Source organism: Chryseobacterium urinae (assembly GCF_030518295.1).
Taxonomy (GTDB): Bacteria; Bacteroidota; Bacteroidia; order Flavobacteriales; family Weeksellaceae; genus Chryseobacterium; species Chryseobacterium mucoviscidosis.
In genome coordinates, this window is sequence record NZ_JAULSJ010000003.1 from 182,288 (window position 1) to 200,645 (window position 18,358).

The following is an 18,358-nucleotide window of genomic DNA, read 5'->3' on the forward strand; positions in this document are numbered from 1 at the left end:
GCAGAGAATACTAAAACCAAAACAGGTTCTTAGTTTCTCGGGATGAGAAAATTCAGCCTGAAAGAGAGACACTCCGTCTCGCTCCGAGAAAGTGTAAACCCAAACGGTTTGGCTTCGTCTCGGGCAGAGAAAGTATAAACCAAAAAATAAAGACACAAATTATACAGCAGATAAAGAAAAATTAATTCAAAAAAAATACACAATGGAAAAATTAAAACTTACTTCGGTACACATCCCGTCGTTACACCATGCCGAATTTGGGCAGTTCATCGTTCGTTTCTTTGAAGATTTTGCCCAGACGTCTTTAGACGCCAATACAGACGGAGACTTTAAAACGCTGTTTGATAAAATCCAGAATCAGCTCCCTGCCTACAACAGCGCACTGGACCAGATACGCGCCAGTGAAGAAACCGAGAAAATTGCCGGAGCAGATAAAGTAAGAGACAAAGATGTACAGGCTCTTAAAGATTCTTTAAAACCTTACAGAAATGCAAAAACAGAAGCCGAAAAAGATGCTTATACTTCCCTGAAGCTTTTACTGGATCAGTACAAAGGAGTAGAAGATGCCGCTTATGAAGAAGAAACCAATAAGCTGAACACACTGCTTGGTAAGCTGCTTTCTCCCGAGTATAGTTCTCATGTAGCGGCATTGGGAATTGTAAAATTTGTAAATCATCTCGCAGATTCCAACACCGCTTTTAATGATCTGTTTTCTCACCGCTCTTATCAGACATCACAAAAGCAGGTGTATGATGTAAAGGCACTGCGAAAAAGTTTAACAGATGATTACAGACAGATGACAGACTATATCTCTGTAATGGCAAACTTAAAAGCAGACCCTTTTTATAAGGATGTTCTGGCGGTTGTTAATAATTCGAGAAAGTATTTCTCTGATGTACTTGCCAAAAGAAAAGGAAAGCCTTCTGCATCCCCTGAAAAATAAATATTTAAAATAGAGAAAGCACAGATTTGGGTCTGTGCTTTTTTCAGAATTAAAAATTACTTTTAGTCTTCTACAGGATATTTAAAATGATCTATTTTAAAGATTTCGGAGGGCAACAGTTCACTTTCCAGAAGCCCCCATCGATCCCGGTTCCCGAATCCGAAAAACCATAATTCAGTCTCAATTATTTTATCTTTTTCATCAAAATTTTCTTTAACCGTACTGTTTCTTTTTGATTTCCAAAAGAAGTTATAAGTGCCCAGAATCTCCGTTTCCAACTGAATTTTTGCAGTATCAAAATGCAGTTGTTTTAAAATATTTTCAAAGGTTATGATGAATTCTTTCCAATGATACTCAATTTGTTTATAAGTCGCTCCAAATGTTATAACAGGATCTTCATAGTATGAATACTCGGAAATTCCCAAACCAAACATTTCAGTCCTGAACATCCAGTCTTCGTTTCCTAAGTTTATTATAATTTCTCGTGCTTCTTCATGCTTATTTTCAATGACAATCCTGCCATGTACTATTGACTGAAATCCCATGCTTTAAATTTTTAGTTTAATTTTTTATATTACGAATTCTGCTTCATGTAATTTAGCAGATTGAGAATGTGTTGCTGTGTATGGCTTTCAAAAATGAATTTGAAAAACCAGAGACCATCCGAAAGACTGTTGTTTTCAATTCTCCATTTAGTTTCAGTAAGATCAAGAATAATATCGTTTAAATCATCTACGGCATCATCAATAGCAAGATCTTCTCTGTCATTAATAGCTGTGATATTATACACTGTCTTGTAAAAACCAAAGTTGCTAAAATTGCTTATTATATTTTTTCTTATATCCGGAAGTCTGGATTTGTCAAATTTTGGATAATCATTGCTGTCAAACGGATCTGCAATTTCAAAATAATGAAGATATATCTTTACCAGATTCCGTTCCAACGATTTTTCTTTATTTTCATTTCTAACATTGGATTCCATTCCGTATTTAATAATTTCATCAATTGCCGAAATTAGTTCTGTCATTTTAATGCTGTTTGTTGTTAGAATCCTCTAAGGAAACTTCTCTATATTATTTTTTACAAATTCATAAAGGCGTTCTTCAAGGAGCGGTTTCAGGAGGATAAATTTCTCTTCTGCTGCAATAAATTCTTTATTTTTGCGCAGTTCATTGGTGGCTTTTACATAATTATTATGATCTTTAGACGTTTCGTATTTCTCGTAAAAATAATGGGCAATGGATCTGGCTTTTTCAAGATAATCTGCAAGTTTAGGTAGATTCAGCTTTATCCTCATTTGTTCTGTTACAATGTCGAGATGATGAAATAAAGCACTCTCAAAATCTTCCCAGTTTTCAAAATAGAGCCATTCCATTACAGTTACAAAACTGTATAATTCGATTGGAAAATCTTTTATTTTGTTGGAATCATTCAGAAAATTTCTTTTCCAGTCATATTTTTTTACAATTGCTGAAAAGATTTTATCCAAAGCTTCCTCCTTATCATGATCTTTCTTTAGAATAAGTTCCGTTGCGGTAAAATATTTAGTTTCAATTATTTTGATGGTCTGCTTAATATCAAAATTATTTTCCTGAAGATGATGAAGAGCAATTTCAGATGGTATTCCGGTCTTATTCACAATGATAGAGGTGCGTCCTTCTGTAAAATACTTTTCAGCTTCATCTGCATTTCCTTCGGTTTTTTCTAACAAAGCTAAACCCTGTCTGTCTCCGATCGGGATGCGCTGCTGTTATATTTCAAGCTTATCTTTATACATTTCACTCATGCGGAACAAATTTTTAGGATCAATCAGCCAACCAGTGTACTGTCGGTAATTTCCCAATTGTTTATCTCTAAGATTACCTGTGTAGAACCAAATCTAAGCCTTCCGATCGCTATTTTCCAGGATACAGGATCACTGAAACTCTCCGGAAGATCAATTTCATGAATGTTTACGGGCATTTTATAATTTACCAGACCTTTGATATCCTCTGCGTGAAAATTTTCAAGGTCCGCTCTTGCGAAATCCTTGTATTTTTCTAGATGATCCTTGATTAATTCTAACAGAAAATCAATGTGTTTTTCTTTTAATCCTGTGATTTTAATTTTATTATCATTTCCACCGTGTATTCTTAATTCTTTATTGATGGGGGCTAAAAGTTTTTTTAATTCGTCTCTTTTCGGATTGCTCATGTATTTTGGTTTTAACGGTTAATTTAGAATCTGAAATTTAAGATTAAAATTTTTATCAGTTTGAAAGAATAGACTATTTTGTTTTTTTTGATGTGCTTTAGTATTTAAAATGAGATAAATAAGAGTTCTAATATTTTTGTAAGTTTGTGAAAACAATGCAGACTACAAATGAATTTTGAAGATTTTATCATATCCCCAAGAAATTTCAGGACAGAAAACTGGCAAATCGGGGCGGGAATCACGAAGGAAATAAAGGAAGACAGTATTGTGCTTCTTTTCGTTTCAGATTACAGAGGGGCGAACGGTGATGCGGAAGTTCAGGATTTTACAGGGATCAGGAACGAGTTTTACAAACTGTCGCAACTGGATTTTGAAATTCCGATTGTGGATCTTGGAGACCTTGTTTCAGGAAAATCTGTTCAGGATTCTCATTATATTCTGCAGGAAGTATTGTCGGCTTGTCATTACAAAAGAGCTATTCCGGTAATTGTGGGCGGTTCCAATGACTTTGCCTTTTCGCTTTTTTCGGCGCTTAACTTCCATACCAAAAGCATCAATTATACGCAGATCAGCAATATTATTTCCCTGAAACAGGGTGAAATGATTAACGAACATACCTTTTTAAGCAAGATTTTCGGAGCGAAAACTTTTTCCATTAAAAATTACCATCATTTAGGCTACCAGAAACATCTGAATGAAGCAGATTCGGTAAGATTAATCAAAGAAGTTGAGTTTGATATCATCCGACTTGCCGAAATGATGAATTCCACCGAAAAGACAGAACCCTTCTTCAGGAAAGCGGATCTGGTGACGGTAAACTGTGATGCCATCGAAAGTTTCAGCGAACCATTCTCCATGAATCCGCAGGTAAACGGACTGAACCGGAGAGAAGTCTGCGCATATATGAAGGAAATCGGCCTAAGTGAAAATTTAAAATCTGTCGGGATTTTTAATTATAATATTTACTCCGAAAGCCAACTGAATAATCAGCTTTTAGCGCAAATGATCTGGTATCTCATCGAAGGAATCAATATTCAGCGGTCACACCCGAAAGAAAGACATTATGAAATGTTTTATGTTTTGGTAGACGACAGACAATATGCCTTCAAACGAGATACCTTCAGCAATCTTTGGTATTTCGGGGAGGATGAAAATATAGAAAACTGCGTTCCCTGTTCCCGAAAAGATTTTGATGATGCCAAAAAAGGCTGGCTGAATGCACGACTGACGAAAATATAGTGTATGAAAATTGTTCCCTCAAAAATTTCTGTTATTGTTCCCGTCTACAATGTTGAAAATTATCTGGCAAAATGTCTGGATTCTTTAGTTAATCAAACCCACCAGAACATCGAAATTCTGGTCATCAACGACGGCAGCAAAGACGATTCGGAAAAGATTATTCAGGAGTATGCTCAGAAATATCCCGAAAAAATAAAACCATTCACCAAAGAAAACGGCGGACTGAGTGATGCCCGGAATTTTGGAATAGACCGTGCAACGGGAGATTATCTCGGATTTGTAGACAGTGACGATTATGTTGCGCCTTCCATGTTTGAAGAAATGGCTTATCTTGCGGAAAAACACCAGTCGAAAATGGTGATCTGCAACATCCAGAAAGTGGATCAAAACGGAAATATTACGCAAAAGCTCACCCAGATTCCCAATATGCCCGAAAAAATTGATCTCGAGAAAAACCTTTCTGTTTTTTCCGATCTCAGCTATTTTGCGTGCAATAAATTGTTTAAAAAAGAACTTTTTCGGGAAAAGAGATTTAAAAAAGGAGTTCATTTCGAAGATATTCAGCTTATTCCGCAGCTTTTGCTGGAGTGTGACACGATTTCACAGACCCAGAATTTCCATTATCAGTATCTGGAACGTACCGATTCTATTACCAAAACGCACACAGAAAAAGGGCTTGATATTCTGAAAGCCGTAATGGATGTGGAAAAGGTGTTTGGGGAATCCAAATATGCGGACAGAAAGGAAGAACTTAAAAATTTTCAGATTTTTGAAGGAGTCTATTCTTTTCTGGCTTATCTTGCTTTTGTAAAAGATGAGAAGGTTTTTTATAACATGTCGGAAAAATTAGAGATATTTATAAAAGATAGAAGGCTGAAATTGAAAGATATATTGAATTATAATCGTTTTGATAAGAATTATCTGCTATCTTTGCCACTGAAAAAAAAGATATTTTATCTGCTGTTTTTTGCAGGACAGAAAAAGCTGATAAGAAAATTAGTGTAAACACAAATGTAAGTACTGTGTTGCGTTGCTCATGAGCCGACAGAAGGTTTTTAAGTCGCTGAACCTTCTAAGTACTTGAATAGAAGAAAAATGAAGAATTTTGAATTGTTCTTAAACCAGTCGGGGATTCCTATTTTTTATGTAAAAGTAGGCTTTGGTTTTTTGTTCTCTTTTTTAATTACCTATTTCTCCGTTCCTACGATTATCAAGATTTCCCGAAGGAAAAATTTAATGGACGAACCGGGAATAAGAAGTTCCCACCTTCGGAAAATTCCTAATCTTGGAGGAATTGCCATTTTCTACTCCATCGGAATCTGTTCGTCTATTTTTGCGTACGAACTCTTTGATCTGTATAAATTCCTGTTTGCCTCGCTTGTAATCCTTCTTTATATTGGGGTGATGGATGATATTGTGGTGATGAGAGCCTATAAAAAACTGGTCGCACAGATTGTGGTTTCGGCGTTTATAGTCATTGGTTCAGACATAAGGATCAGAAGTCTTTTCGGGATTTTTGGGATCTACGAGATGAGCTATTTTATAAGCGTTATGTTTAGTATTGTTACTTTCATCATCCTTATCAACGCATTTAATCTCATCGACGGAATTGATGGTCTTGCAGGAGGATATTCTGTAATATGCAGTGCCCTTTTCGGAATCAGTTATTACAGATTGGGAGAATATAATTATCCTCTGGTTGTTTTATCTGCCATTATCATCGGCGCCGTTCTGGCATTTCTGTATTATAATTTATCGAATTACAGAACCAATAAAATATTTATGGGCGATACGGGTTCTATGCTTTTAGGATTTCTTCTTGCCTTTACTTCTATTTGTTTTATCGATATTTTTATCGACAAAAAACTTCCCGGAGTTCCAAGATATCATCTTCAGTCTGCTCCGGTAGTAGCGGTAGCGATATTAATTCTGCCCATTGTGGACACCCTGAATGTTATCATTGTAAGATTAATTAATAAAAAATCGCCATTTGATGCAGATAAAAACCATATCCATCATAAATTGCTGAAGCTTAATCTTACACACAGAAGATCAAGTTTTTATATCGTTGTGTATTACCTTTTTATTGTAACAGTAGCTTATTATTTCAGACATATAAATGTAAATCTTCTATTACTGATTATACTTTTCCTGGGTTTTTTAGGAGCTTATATTCCAGATTTTATTTATCTTTTGAAGAATAATAAAAAGACTATCAATTAAATCTTTACTTTTGCAAACAACTTGAAAAATATGATGAAGAATTGTAAGCATTTATTACTTTTAGCCCTGCCGCTTTTAATCACCACCTCTTGTATCACTACAAAAGATGTACGATATATGCAGCCCAGTGAAAGCCTTGTTATTAACGAAGAAGGTTTGATCCCTTATAACATTCCGGTTTACAGAATTACGAAGAACGATATTTTGAACCTTAATATTGTGACAACTCCTAAAGGAGACGCCGCCCAGTTTTATTCTTCCATGAATACTTCCGGATCTGCCACAGCGCCTTCTACAAATACGATTGCTACGGGAGGAGGAATGATGTCTTCCGGTGGAGGAAATACAGGTGGAAATGTGGTTTTCTATTTTAATGGTCTTAAAGTAGATGCCAACGGAGATATTAACGTTTTTGGTATAGGATTTATAAAAGCAGAAGGAAGAACCATTGCAGAAATCAGCAGTGAAATTCAGGATAAGGTTAATGAAAATTTTCAGGAGGGTAAATCTGAAGTACGTTTAAACACCAACGGAATTACATTCTATGTTTTAGGAGATGTAGAAACAACGGGAGTTACCGGCGAAAAAGTAGTTCATAAAAATACGCTTACCATTACGGAAGCTTTAGCAATCAGTGGTGGATTAAACAGAACGGTTGATCGTAAAAATATCGTAATTCACAGAAAATTACCGGAAGGAATTAAAAAAGCGATCATCGATCTTACTCGTGAAGATGTTATGAATTCTCCTTACTATTACGTACAAAACGGAGATGAAATCTATCTGAATACAAGAGCGAAAAGTCTGAACGGATTGGGCAAAGATCCTATCCAGACCTTAACAACAGGAGTTTCAGTGATTACCACTGCATTGTCGATCTATCTACTTCTAAAAAACCTTTAATATTATGATTCCAGGAAAAGAAACAAAGGTAGAAAAAGCAGATTCGCAGAAAGATAAGCACGGAAGTTTCGCTTTATTCGATATTGAACACTTTTTACGCAGAGTGCTGAGAAACTGGTACTGGTTTGTATTAATGTTTTTTATTGGCTACGGAATTTCATGGATGTACAGTAAATATTATGCCCAGAATATTTATGCCTCCAACTTATCTTTAAGTATTTCCAATAATACTTCAAGCTACTTTACACCAAGCCAGTCTATTAACTTCATCTGGGGACAGGGAGGAAATCAGGACGGAGTTTACCTTAAAAAAATGCTTTTATCCAGAACCCACAATGAATTTCTGATTAAAGAGCTTGATCTGTTTGTAAATTATTCTACAAAAGGAGTCATCAAATCAACCTATCTGGATAAAGACGACTCTCCTGTTTTTTTACAGATCGACAGAAAGCACGGTCAACAGGTAAATTATCCAATTACTCTGGTTCCAAAAGGAGGAGACTCCTATGAAGTGATTTTGCCGGAAGAAGGACAATCGCCCAATCTGTATAGTTTTGAATCTGAAAGTTATACAACCATTAATCCGTTTGAAAGACCTGCCAATAAAATTATTCGTGTAGGAGATTGGTATACCTCACCTAATCTGAGATTCAGGCTGTTAAAAAATCCTGTAAAACCGAAAATTAAATTAACCAATATTATTGTCAACTTAAATACTGTTAACCAGACCGTTAATGATATTGTTTCTACTATTAGTGTGGAATTTGATAAGGAGATTAATACGATTATGATAATCAGCAAGACCGGTTATAATCTTAACAGTACGGTGAACTTCCTTAATATGTCTGTAAAACAGCTTCAGAAAAAAAGACAGGCAGATAAAGTTTTGGTAGATCAGAATACCAATGTCTATTTAAAGGAAAATCTGGATAATATCAGAAAAAAATTAGACTCGAGTGCTAATGTTCTGAATTACATGAAAACAACAGAAAAGCTGTACGATATTAAAGACAGGGATGAAAAGTCTTTAACAGAAATAAAAGATCTTGAAGCAAAGAAGGCAGATATTGAAAGCAAAATAAGCTCTCTGAATCAGATTAAAAACAGCTTGGAAAGCCAGAATTTTGAAAAAATGATCAGTACCAATGCTGCAGGTTTTCAGGATGGACTTTTCAGTGCTTCTGTAGCAGAGCTAAAAGCTTTATATCTTAAAAGAAGGGAAATGGCTTTAATCTACAAGCTAAATTCTGAACCGATGAGAGAAATCAACAGACTGATTGATGAAGCAAAGGTTAGTTCAAATGGGGCTTTAAGAAATTATTATACAGCATATTACACGGAAATTAATAAAATTAACCAAAAAGTTGGGGATGCAAATTCCGAACTGGCAACATATCCTGAAAAGCAGAGAAAATATTTAGATGCAGAGAGAGGATATAACATGATTGAAGCTACTTATAACAGTTTACTGACGAGACAGAATGATACTCAGCTAAGAATGGCAGCAAACCAATCGGACATCAGCGTAATCGACCCTGCTAAAAATGTAGGACAGCCGCCGATAGGTCCTAATGTAAAGGCAACAAAAGCGGCAATCATCGGAGGACTTCTTGCTTTGCCGTTACTGTTTATTCTGCTGGGTGAGATACTGGACAGCAAGATCAGAAACATTAAAGAATTACTTAATGCAACTAAAATTCCGCTTCTTGGAGTTATCGGAAACAACAGTCATGAGAATATGCTTACTGTTCTGGATCAGCCAAAATCTTCCGTTTCAGAAGCTTTCAGGGGAGTTAGAGCCAATGTAAGATTCTTATCCGGAGAAAATGGAGGAAGTAAGGTTATTTTGGTAACGTCCTCAGTTGGAGGCGAAGGAAAAACCTATGTCTCTATTAATTTAGCTTCTGTTCTGGGATTAAGTGATAAGAAAACCATCCTTTTGGGAATGGATTTAAGAAAGCCTAAGATTTTCGGAGACTTTAAGATTGATAATAAATTCGGAATTTCAAACTATCTTACAGGAGAAGTGGAAATGAGCCAGATTATCAACAAAACAAGAATTCCGAACCTTGATGTGGCGACTTCGGGACCTATTCCTCCGAATCCGTCCGAGTTATTGATGAGTGATAAAAATATCAAGTTCATTGAAGACCTTAAAAAGATGTATGATTTTATCATTATAGATTCTCCTCCGGTAGGTCTTGTTGCAGATTCTTATGAACTGATGAAGCACTCAGACGCCAATATTTATGTAGTTCGTCATGAATATACGGAGAAATATATGCTGAAAATGATTACAGAAAAATATCATGGCGGAGAAATAGGGCACTTAGGTCTTGTGTATAACGACTACAATACAAAGCAGGGTTATGGTTACGGATACGGCTATGGATACGGTTATGGATATGGTTATGGCTATTTTGATGAAGACAAAAATTACAAAGAACCAATGCTGATAAGAATTAGAAATAAAGTACAGTCATTATTCAATAAAAAATAATACATTTAAGCCCTCATTTAATGGGGGTTTATTATATCATGATAATTTTCATTCTATTAAAAAAAGAATAAATTTGCTAGTTTGTCGTTTACTTTATAACAAATTATGTTTTTTTGTTTATTTTTAACTAAACATTAAGATTATCATTAATATAAAAAAGTTTTATATTTGCAAAAATTAAATTTTAAAATAACCATAAATCCATATTCTTTTATGAATAGAAAATTATTGTTTAGCTTCCTTGCCGCTCTAGGAACTGTGGTAAGTGTTAAAGCACAAAGAAACGAACTTGGAGTTCGTCTAGGTATGAGTAACCTAGTTGGGGATATAGGGAGAACGAATTATATTTTACAAAAGCCATTGGATTTAAGTAAAGCGTCAGATTGGGGTGTTCCTTTTTATGGTGGAATTTTATACAGATTTAATTTTAATCCTCACCAGACTGTAAGATTGGATCTTGGATATAATCAGATCCAGTTCAACGATAAGGTGGCGAAAGAAGAATATAGAAAAAACAGAAACTCATTCGGGAAAAATAATGTTTACGAAGCAAGCTTAGTCTTCGAATATAATTTCTTCCCGGTAAACAACGAGCAGAAAAGTATGGTAAGCCCATATATTTTCGGTGGGGTGGGAGCTTTAATGTTCGATGCGCCTAAAGCTACGTTAGTTAATGATTTCAGAAGAGATGCAGATGGTGTGGCGCAGGCTCCAATTAATGAGCTGGATTTTACAACAACTCCGGTGTATTCTACAGGAACCAAAACTACAATGCATATTCCTTTTGGAGTAGGTTTAAAATATAAATTTAATTATAACTGGGCAATTTTTGCAGAAGCTACATTCAGATATACGCTTACGGATCAGTTGGATTACAGCAAAATTCAAAGCAAGGATGTAGTGGCTACATATAACGGAGATATTCTGAGCCCCGTTACAGGCGGATCTCTTTTGCAGACAGATGCTTATTATGTAGTGTCTAAAGAAAGAGAAGCTGCAATTATAGGAGAAAGGAACGTTGGAGACTTTAAGTCTAAAGACTGGATAAATACAGTGAGTCTTGGGCTTACTTATTCGTTTGGAAGACCTCCATGTTATTGTGATTAATATGTCGTTGATAAAAGATAAAATAGATCCTGAGAATTTACCACAGCATGTGGCTATCATCATGGATGGTAACGGAAGATGGGCAAAATCTCGTGGCGAAGAAAGAACTTTTGGTCACAAGAATGCCATTGATGCGGTAAGAAATGCCATAAATGCGTGTAATGAGATACATATTCCGTATTTAACTCTTTATACCTTTTCTTCGGAAAACTGGAACCGTCCGGCAGAGGAAGTAAATACTTTAATGAATTTACTTGTAGAAACCTTATTGCTTGAAGCGGAAGAAATTTTCAGCAAAGGGTTAAGAATGCACGTTATTGGAAATCTCGAAAAACTTCCCTCACTGGTAAAAGATCAGCTTTTACGTGTGGTGGAACTTACAAAAGAAAACACAAAAGGCAATTTGGTACTGGCAATCAGCTATGGTTCGCAGCATGAAATACTAAATGCCGTTAAAAGCATCAGCGAAGACGTAAAGGAAGGAAAGGTAGACATTGAAGACATCGATGAAAAATTATTCGAAAGTCACCTCTACACAAAAGATTTTCCACCCGTAGATCTTTTAATAAGAACCAGCGGTGAGATCAGAATCAGTAATTTTCTCCTTTGGCAGATCGCCTATGCAGAACTGCAGTTTTTAAACGTTCTGTGGCCGGATTTTTCAAAAGATATTTTCTTTCAGTGTATTGTAGATTATCAAAACAAAGAAAGAAGATTCGGTAAAACCGGAGAACAGATAAAAATTCAGTAAAATTTAAGAAAAGAAAGACTACGATAAAATGAAGTTTAGACTATTACCCATCATTATGTTTGTTGCTTCTGCACATTTTTATGGACAGGTAACTCCACAGGACAGCACACAGGTGAGCAAATCTGTACAAGCAGAAAACCAAGCAGGGACGTACACCTTAAAAGACATCGTTGTAGATGGGGTTAAAAAATATACGCCGGCTCAGATCCTGAGATTTACAGGTCTGGTAAAAGGAGAATCAGTAGATATTCCGGGGCAGAAAATCAGCAATGCGGTAAAAAAACTTTGGGACACTCAATCTTTTTCTGAAGTAGAAGTGTATGTGCAAAGTATTGAAGGCGAAACCGTTATTCTGAAATTTTATCTGCAGGATCTGAAGGATCTTGGAGAGGTTAAATTTACGGGTAAAGGAATCGGAAAGTCCAAAAATGAAAAAATGGCTAAAGACAATAATCTGAAGCCGGGAACAAAAATTACACAGAACTTAGTTTCAAGTCTTAAAACAAATGTTCCGAAAGATTTCATTAAAAAAGGATATGCAGATGCTAAAATTTCCATTCAGGAAAAAGTAAATGCAGGAGATCCTAATTTAGTAGACTGGACGATTAATGTAGATAAAGGCAAAAGAATCAAGATCGATCATATCGAATTCGAAGGAAATCAGTATGTATCCGACAGAAAACTTAGAAAAAAAGCCTTTAAAGAAACAAAACAAAAAAGATTTGGTATTGGCGGAATCCTGAAATCTTCAAAATTCATTGAAGATAAATATCAGGAAGACAAGCAGAACCTGATTAATTATTATAACTCTTTAGGTTATAGAGATGCTGCCATTGTTTCAGACTCTGTTTGGAGAAACAAAAGAAACAATTACGAGATCAATGTAAAACTTAAGGAAGGAAAACAGTATTACATCGGAGATATTACGTTCACCGGAAATACTGTATATTCTACAGACTATTTGCAAAGACTTTTAGGATACAAAAAAGGTGAGATTTATGATGCGGTAGGTTTCAACAAAAAAGTAGGGGAAGACGGAGGAAAAGAGGATGATTCTGATATCAAATCCGTTTATATGAACAACGGTTATCTTTTCTCAAATGTTACACCGGTCGAAAAATCGGTAGATGGAGATAAAATTAATCTTGAAATCCGCATCAATGAAGGTGAAAAAGCAACTTGGAATAAAGTAACATGGGAAGGGAATACAACTACCCATGACCACGTTATCCTCAGAGCTTTAAGAACAAAACCAGGAAATTTATTTGCTAAAAGTGATATCAAGAGAACATATTTCGATTTAGCAGGAATGCAGTTTTTTGATCCTCAACAGGTTGGACAGGATATTCAGCCGAATCAGCAGGATAATACGGTAGATATCAACTGGAAGCTGGTTGAAAAAGGTTCTTCACAGGTTCAGTTACAGGCAGGTTACGGAGGTAACAGCTTCATCGGAACTTTAGGATTGACATTCAATAACTTCTCGTTAAAGAATTTCCTTAAATTCAAAGACTTTAAGCCGGTTCCTCAAGGTGACGGACAGACGTTGTCTCTTCAGGCACAGGCTGGACAATATTTCCAGAATTACGGAGTTTCATTTACAGAACCTTGGTTGTTCGGAACTAGACCGACTGCACTTTCTGTAAGTTTGAACAATTCCCGAGTAAAATATTCTGATGTTTACGGAAATGCACAGAAGCTTAACATATTCTCGGCTTCCGTAGGTTTAAACAGATTATTAAAATGGCCGGATGATTATTTCTCATTGTATACAGGTCTTCAGTACCAGAAGTATGACTTTAAGAACTATCCGTTCCAGTTTGGTGATGCTACAGAATATTATGGTTCTGCCAACAACTTAAGTATCAACTTAGGATTAAGCAGAAACTCTGCAGGTATCGACCCGATTTTCCCGACAGTAGGTTCAAACATAGACCTTTCGGTGAAATTTACATTGCCATATTCTGCATTCAACAATAAAGATTATTCTACTTTAAGTCCTACAGAGAAATACAAGTGGATGGAATTCTATAAAGTGAAGTTCAAAGCAGATGTATACAATGAAATTATTGGAAAATTGGTATTGAGATCTTCTGCGGAAATGGGCTTCATGGACGGATATAACTCTAAATTGGGAGCACCGCCGTTTGAAAGATTCTATGTAGGAGGTACAGGTTTATTCGGAGGTAGATATGATGGTAGAGAATTAATTCCGTTAAGAGGTTATGAAAATGCTTCTACCTACGGAGGAACTTCTGAAGATATTACTCCAACAGGAGGAGGTACTATTTATAACAGATTTACGTTAGAATTAAGATACCCGATTTCATTGAACCAGACTGCAAAAATTTATGCATTAACGTTTGCGGAAGGAGGTAACGTTTGGAATTCTTGGGGAAATTATAATCCATTCCAATTGAAAAGATCAGTAGGTATCGGTGTAAGAGTATATATGGGAGCATTTGGTTTAATTGGATTTGATTTCGCTTACGGATTCGACAAAACAGTTTCAGGAACTGAGCCTTCTGGATGGAAGACACACTTCTTGATGAACCAATCATTATAATCCACCCTATGAAAAATTTTAGAATTGTTTTATCATTTGTTTTATTCCTGCTTTTCGGTTTAAGCAATGCACAGAAAGTAGGCGTTGTAGATACCGAATACATCCTGAATAAAATGCCTCAATATAAAGAAGCCGAAGCAAGACTGAATGCACAGATTGACACATGGCAGTCCGAACTTCAGAACCTTCAGTCTGAATACGAAAGAAAAAGATCTGCTTTTGAAAGTGAAAAAGTTCTTTTAATCGGAGATCAGCTTAAATTGAGAGAAAAAGAAGTAATGGATCTGGAAAAAAACATCAAAACAACAACGAGTTTACGTTTTGGTGCCACCGGAGAAATAAAGAAACTGAGAACAAATCTGGTTCAGCCTTTTCAGGATCAGATCTGGGAAGCTATCAAAACAATGTCTGAAAAGAACGGTTTGGCGATAGTTTTAGATAAAACAAGCAATAATGTTATTTTTCTTCAGAAAAGATCCGACTATTCGGATAAAGTTTTAGCAATCTTATTAAAAGATGCTGAACCCAAAGAAAAAGGCAAAACAAAAAAATAAAAGTTTAACTTTTATTACATTTACAAATCTAAAAACAAAATTAAATTATTTATTTACCAGTTATGAAAAAATTAAGTGTATTATTTGCAGCGGTAATGATGGTTGTATCGGTAGGTATGGCAAAAGCTCAAAAAATTGCAACTTTAGATGTTATAGGAATTCTTAACGCAATGCCTGAAAAGAAAAAAGCAGATGCGGATCTTAAAACTTTCTTAGATACTAAACAGGCAGAAATCAAGAAAAAAGCAGATGCAGGACAGGCTAAATTAAAGCAGTATTCTGAAGAAGCTCCAAAGAAAACAGCTGAAGAAAACAAAGCAAGAGAAGCAGAATTGGCAAAAATGCAGGAAGAAATCCAGCAGATGAACGATAAAGCTCAGAAAGATTTCGTGGCTAAGCAGGATCTTGCTTACGAACCAATCGAGAAAAAACTGAACGAGGCTGTGTCTAAAGTAGCAAAAGCTAACGGTTATGACTATATAATGGATGCAAATTCTTCTGCATTCGTATTCAAAGGAGGACCAGATGCTACAGCTGCAGTGAAAAAAGAATTGAATATTCAGTAATTTTTTAGAAATTAATAAATATTTATAAACATGAACCATCTCACTTCGAGGTGGTTTTTTTATTTTTGCGGAATGGAAAAAGAAGTATCAACCACGGTAAAGGTCAGATTCAGCGACTGCGATCCCATTGGTCATTTAAACAACGTGAAATATCTGGACTATATGTTCAATGCCAGAGAAGATCATGTGGAAACATTTTATGGTTTCACCTATGAAGAATACACCAAAATGACGGGGTGCACGTGGATTGCAATTCAGAATGAAATAGCCTATTTAAAGGAAGTACGGTATAATACCTCGGTTGTTATCAGCAGCAAGACCATTGAAGTGGCAGACAGAACGGCAAAAGTAGAAATCCTGATGAAAAGTTTAGACGAAAAAACAATTCATGCAGTATTATGGGTTACGGTAATCTACTTCAATGTTAAAACCAGAAAATCGGAAGTACACCCCGAAGAAATTAAAGAAACATTCAATAAGTTTTATGTAGATTTGGAACAGAAAGATTTCCAGTCGAGAGTTAAATATTTAAGATCACAAAACGCGAGAAACTCATGATGAAAAAAATTTTAGTAGTAGGAGGAAACGGGCAGTTAGGAAACTGCATCAGAAAAATTGCTCCGGATTTTGAGCTGGATTATGAATTCATTTTTACAGATTCGCAGACTTTAGATATCACCAACGAAGATCAGATCAATACTGTTTTTACAGAAAATAAACCGGATTACTGTATCAATGCTTCAGCGTACACAGCAGTAGATCTTGCAGAAACTGAAAAAGAAAAAGCCTTTGCGGTAAATGCAGAAGGTGTTGCTTCCCTTGCACAGGCGTGTAAAGATGCTAAAACAACGTTTATCCACGTTTCCACAGATTATGTCTTTGACGGAGAAACCAATTTAAGTTATTCCGAAGACGATTTCACAAGTCCGATCGGAGTGTACGGCGAATCCAAATTAAAAGGAGAAGAACTTGCACTGGAAATTAATCCGAAAACCATTATTTTAAGAACTTCATGGCTGTATTCCGAGTTCAATAAAAATTTTGTGAAAACAATGCTCAATCTTTTTTCTCAGAAAGACGAATTGGGAATTGTGGCAGATCAGTTCGGGCAGCCTACCAATGCAAACGATCTGGCTGAAGCCATCATGGACATCATTGAAGCAAAAGAAAAAAAATACGGCGTTTTCCACTTCTCAAACTATCCCGAAACAAGCTGGTTTGAATTTGCTGAAAAAATAGCTGAATTTTCTAAATCTTCAGTTAAATTAAATCCTTTAACTACCGAGCAATATCCTACTCCGGCAAAAAGACCGAAAAGAAGCACGATGTCTCTCGATAAAATTGAAGAAGTTTATAAAATCGAACCCAAATATTGGGAAAATAGTCTCGAAGAATGCGTTACCATTCTTACACAATAATATATATAGAATGAAAAATCTCATCATTGTTGCTTTCGCTTTTCTTACCCAGCTTTGCAGCGCACAAAATGTGTATCTTACGAAAGTTCAAAAAACGAAAGAGAATACCGATAAATTCCTGTACAAAATTAATGAAGAAATAAAAGATGCCGAATATTTGGGCGAAGTCGAAGTTCAGGGATTCTGGAAATACGACGATGAAGTTTTTTCATTAGTGTATAAGAAGGCAAAAGAAATCGGAGCCAATGCATTTTCATGGAAACCTTTTGAAAATATTGATGGAACTCCCCAGAATTTCAATCCTTCCAATTACAGATTAAATCTTTATTTTCTTCCAAAAGATCAATTCAAAGATCAGACAGGATATATGTACATTTTCGCTTCTTCAGAAAAAAATCAGAAAATTGCGATCAATAAAACCGATTATGTACTTTCACCAAGATCATACTTAAAACTGAAAACGGTTTCCGGTGAAGTCTATACAATTTCAACTAAAAAGTTATTAGGCTCAACCATCAAAATTCAGCCTAAAGACAATAGTTCTAATCAGTATTTTCAGATTTCGGCTACAAAAATAAAATCAGACGAAAGCGGAGTAGGCGGACTTAATCTAAAAAGTGGCGATATCATCGGTCTCGAAAAATCCTACGGAGAATTTTTAAGCACCATATATAATAAAGAAAAGCAGAGTAATTAAACTCTGCTTTTTCATTTATAAATAATTTCCTTGCCTCCTCAAAAAACTTTTCTTCTTCATCTTTTTTCTCAGCCCACAAACTCCTTTCTCTCCAACACTTCCACCCTCAACCCTTTCATTTTCCCATTCAATGCAACAAAATTTTTCTTCAGAACTCAATATTTCCGTCTGTCTTCCATGATTTCACTGTCCGTTCAACGGTTTTTCAGAATTAAAACTATCAAATCGATTAATGTGGAAAACTGTAAATACCCATATAAACATAAATAAACCAGTATTTTATGATATAAATTTACCCACAATAAGCATTTCAGCGTAAATATTATGTTAAATATATTTGGAAGAGGAAGGTTAAAGTCTCTATCTTTGCCCCACTGAAAACGAGAGAGGATCAGTAAGCGCAAAAGAGCTTTTAGACAAGCATATAATTTACGATTCCTGAAAAGAGGCGATACGTCTTTTTTAAGAGATCCTGGTATTTTCCTTCATTATTTTAAAATAAAAAAAACTTAAAATAAAACTTGCGGGAATAAAAAAGATCAGTATCTTTGCAGTCCCTAAACGGGGAAGCGCAGGAGTGGATGATTGAGGTTTAGAGAGGAGTTAAGGTTACAGAAAAAAAACTTTAAAATTTTCTTTCAAAACATTTGGTCAGATGAAAATAAGTTATTACTTTTGCACTCGCAAATACGAAACAG

19 protein-coding genes are annotated in these 18,358 nt (G+C 35.5%); 14 read left to right on the plus strand and 5 right to left on the minus strand.

Annotated elements, in window-relative coordinates; genetic code table 11:
• Window positions 1-202: 202 nt before the first annotated feature.
• A complete protein-coding gene (locus tag QWT87_RS03245) occupies window positions 203-943 on the plus strand; it encodes a DUF6261 family protein (RefSeq protein WP_302713560.1) in 741 nt (246 codons plus the stop codon).
• A gap of 62 nt (window positions 944-1,005) precedes the next feature.
• On the opposite strand, the gene QWT87_RS03250 is transcribed toward QWT87_RS03245, so the two are convergent.
• From QWT87_RS03250 to QWT87_RS03265, 4 genes are all read right to left on the minus strand, one after another.
• A complete protein-coding gene (locus tag QWT87_RS03250; protein ID WP_302713562.1) occupies window positions 1,006-1,488 on the minus strand; it encodes a hypothetical protein in 483 nt (160 codons plus the stop codon).
• Between the two features lie 29 nt (window positions 1,489-1,517).
• Window positions 1,518-1,970 carry a hypothetical protein gene (locus QWT87_RS03255; protein WP_302713564.1) on the minus strand — a complete coding sequence of 151 codons (453 nt, stop codon included), beginning with the start codon at window positions 1,968-1,970 and terminating at the stop codon, window positions 1,518-1,520.
• 27 nt (window positions 1,971-1,997) lie between these two features.
• Window positions 1,998-2,654, minus strand: a complete 657-nt coding sequence (locus QWT87_RS03260; RefSeq protein WP_302713566.1) for a hypothetical protein — start codon at window positions 2,652-2,654, stop codon at window positions 1,998-2,000.
• 98 nt (window positions 2,655-2,752) lie between these two features.
• Window positions 2,753-3,136, minus strand: a complete 384-nt coding sequence (locus QWT87_RS03265) for a hypothetical protein (protein WP_302713568.1) — start codon at window positions 3,134-3,136, stop codon at window positions 2,753-2,755.
• Between the two features lie 168 nt (window positions 3,137-3,304).
• On the opposite strand from QWT87_RS03265, the gene QWT87_RS03270 reads away from it, so the two are divergent.
• From QWT87_RS03270 to QWT87_RS03330, 13 genes are all read left to right on the plus strand, one after another.
• Window positions 3,305-4,375 carry a formimidoylglutamase gene (locus QWT87_RS03270; protein WP_302713570.1) on the plus strand — a complete coding sequence of 357 codons (1,071 nt, stop codon included), beginning with the start codon at window positions 3,305-3,307 and terminating at the stop codon, window positions 4,373-4,375.
• A 3-nt stretch (window positions 4,376-4,378) separates the two neighbouring features.
• The gene (locus QWT87_RS03275) at window positions 4,379-5,380 is read left to right on the plus strand and encodes a glycosyltransferase family 2 protein (RefSeq protein ID WP_302713572.1); all 1,002 of its coding nucleotides are present in this window, start codon (window positions 4,379-4,381) and stop codon (window positions 5,378-5,380) included.
• Between the two features lie 90 nt (window positions 5,381-5,470).
• Window positions 5,471-6,598, plus strand: coding sequence for a glycosyltransferase family 4 protein (locus QWT87_RS03280; RefSeq protein ID WP_273077023.1), 1,128 nt, complete (start codon window positions 5,471-5,473; stop codon window positions 6,596-6,598).
• 33 nt (window positions 6,599-6,631) lie between these two features.
• A complete protein-coding gene (locus QWT87_RS03285) occupies window positions 6,632-7,501 on the plus strand; it encodes a polysaccharide biosynthesis/export family protein (protein ID WP_087708477.1) in 870 nt (289 codons plus the stop codon).
• 4 nt (window positions 7,502-7,505) lie between these two features.
• A complete protein-coding gene (locus tag QWT87_RS03290; RefSeq protein WP_302713576.1) occupies window positions 7,506-10,001 on the plus strand; it encodes an exopolysaccharide transport family protein in 2,496 nt (831 codons plus the stop codon).
• Between the two features lie 213 nt (window positions 10,002-10,214).
• On the plus strand, window positions 10,215-11,108 hold the full coding sequence (porG, locus tag QWT87_RS03295) for a type IX secretion system protein PorG (RefSeq protein ID WP_087708414.1): 894 nt from the start codon (window positions 10,215-10,217) through the stop codon (window positions 11,106-11,108).
• Between the two features lies 1 nt (window position 11,109).
• Window positions 11,110-11,859 (plus strand): isoprenyl transferase, encoded by a 750-nt coding sequence (locus tag QWT87_RS03300; RefSeq protein WP_108408827.1) that lies wholly within the window; start codon window positions 11,110-11,112, stop codon window positions 11,857-11,859.
• A 28-nt stretch (window positions 11,860-11,887) separates the two neighbouring features.
• Window positions 11,888-14,425: an outer membrane protein assembly factor BamA gene (gene bamA, locus QWT87_RS03305; protein ID WP_302713581.1), complete on the plus strand. Its 2,538-nt coding sequence runs from the start codon at window positions 11,888-11,890 to the stop codon at window positions 14,423-14,425.
• Between the two features lie 8 nt (window positions 14,426-14,433).
• Window positions 14,434-14,979: an OmpH family outer membrane protein gene (locus tag QWT87_RS03310; RefSeq protein WP_087708479.1), complete on the plus strand. Its 546-nt coding sequence runs from the start codon at window positions 14,434-14,436 to the stop codon at window positions 14,977-14,979.
• A gap of 62 nt (window positions 14,980-15,041) precedes the next feature.
• Window positions 15,042-15,545, plus strand: coding sequence for an OmpH family outer membrane protein (locus tag QWT87_RS03315; protein ID WP_087708419.1), 504 nt, complete (start codon window positions 15,042-15,044; stop codon window positions 15,543-15,545).
• Between the two features lie 72 nt (window positions 15,546-15,617).
• A complete protein-coding gene (locus QWT87_RS03320; protein WP_087708421.1) occupies window positions 15,618-16,103 on the plus strand; it encodes an acyl-CoA thioesterase in 486 nt (161 codons plus the stop codon).
• Entirely contained in the window at window positions 16,103-16,963 is an 861-nt protein-coding gene (gene rfbD, locus QWT87_RS03325) for a dTDP-4-dehydrorhamnose reductase (protein WP_302713598.1), read from the plus strand. The genes QWT87_RS03320 and rfbD overlap by 1 nt, the downstream gene beginning before the upstream one ends.
• Before the next feature lie 10 nt (window positions 16,964-16,973).
• Window positions 16,974-17,660 (plus strand): hypothetical protein, encoded by a 687-nt coding sequence (locus QWT87_RS03330; RefSeq protein WP_302713588.1) that lies wholly within the window; start codon window positions 16,974-16,976, stop codon window positions 17,658-17,660.
• Window positions 17,661-17,675: 15 nt separating this feature from the next.
• On the opposite strand, the gene QWT87_RS03335 is transcribed toward QWT87_RS03330, so the two are convergent.
• Window positions 17,676-17,819 carry a hypothetical protein gene (locus QWT87_RS03335; protein ID WP_302713590.1) on the minus strand — a complete coding sequence of 48 codons (144 nt, stop codon included), beginning with the start codon at window positions 17,817-17,819 and terminating at the stop codon, window positions 17,676-17,678.
• Window positions 17,820-18,358 lie beyond the last annotated feature (539 nt).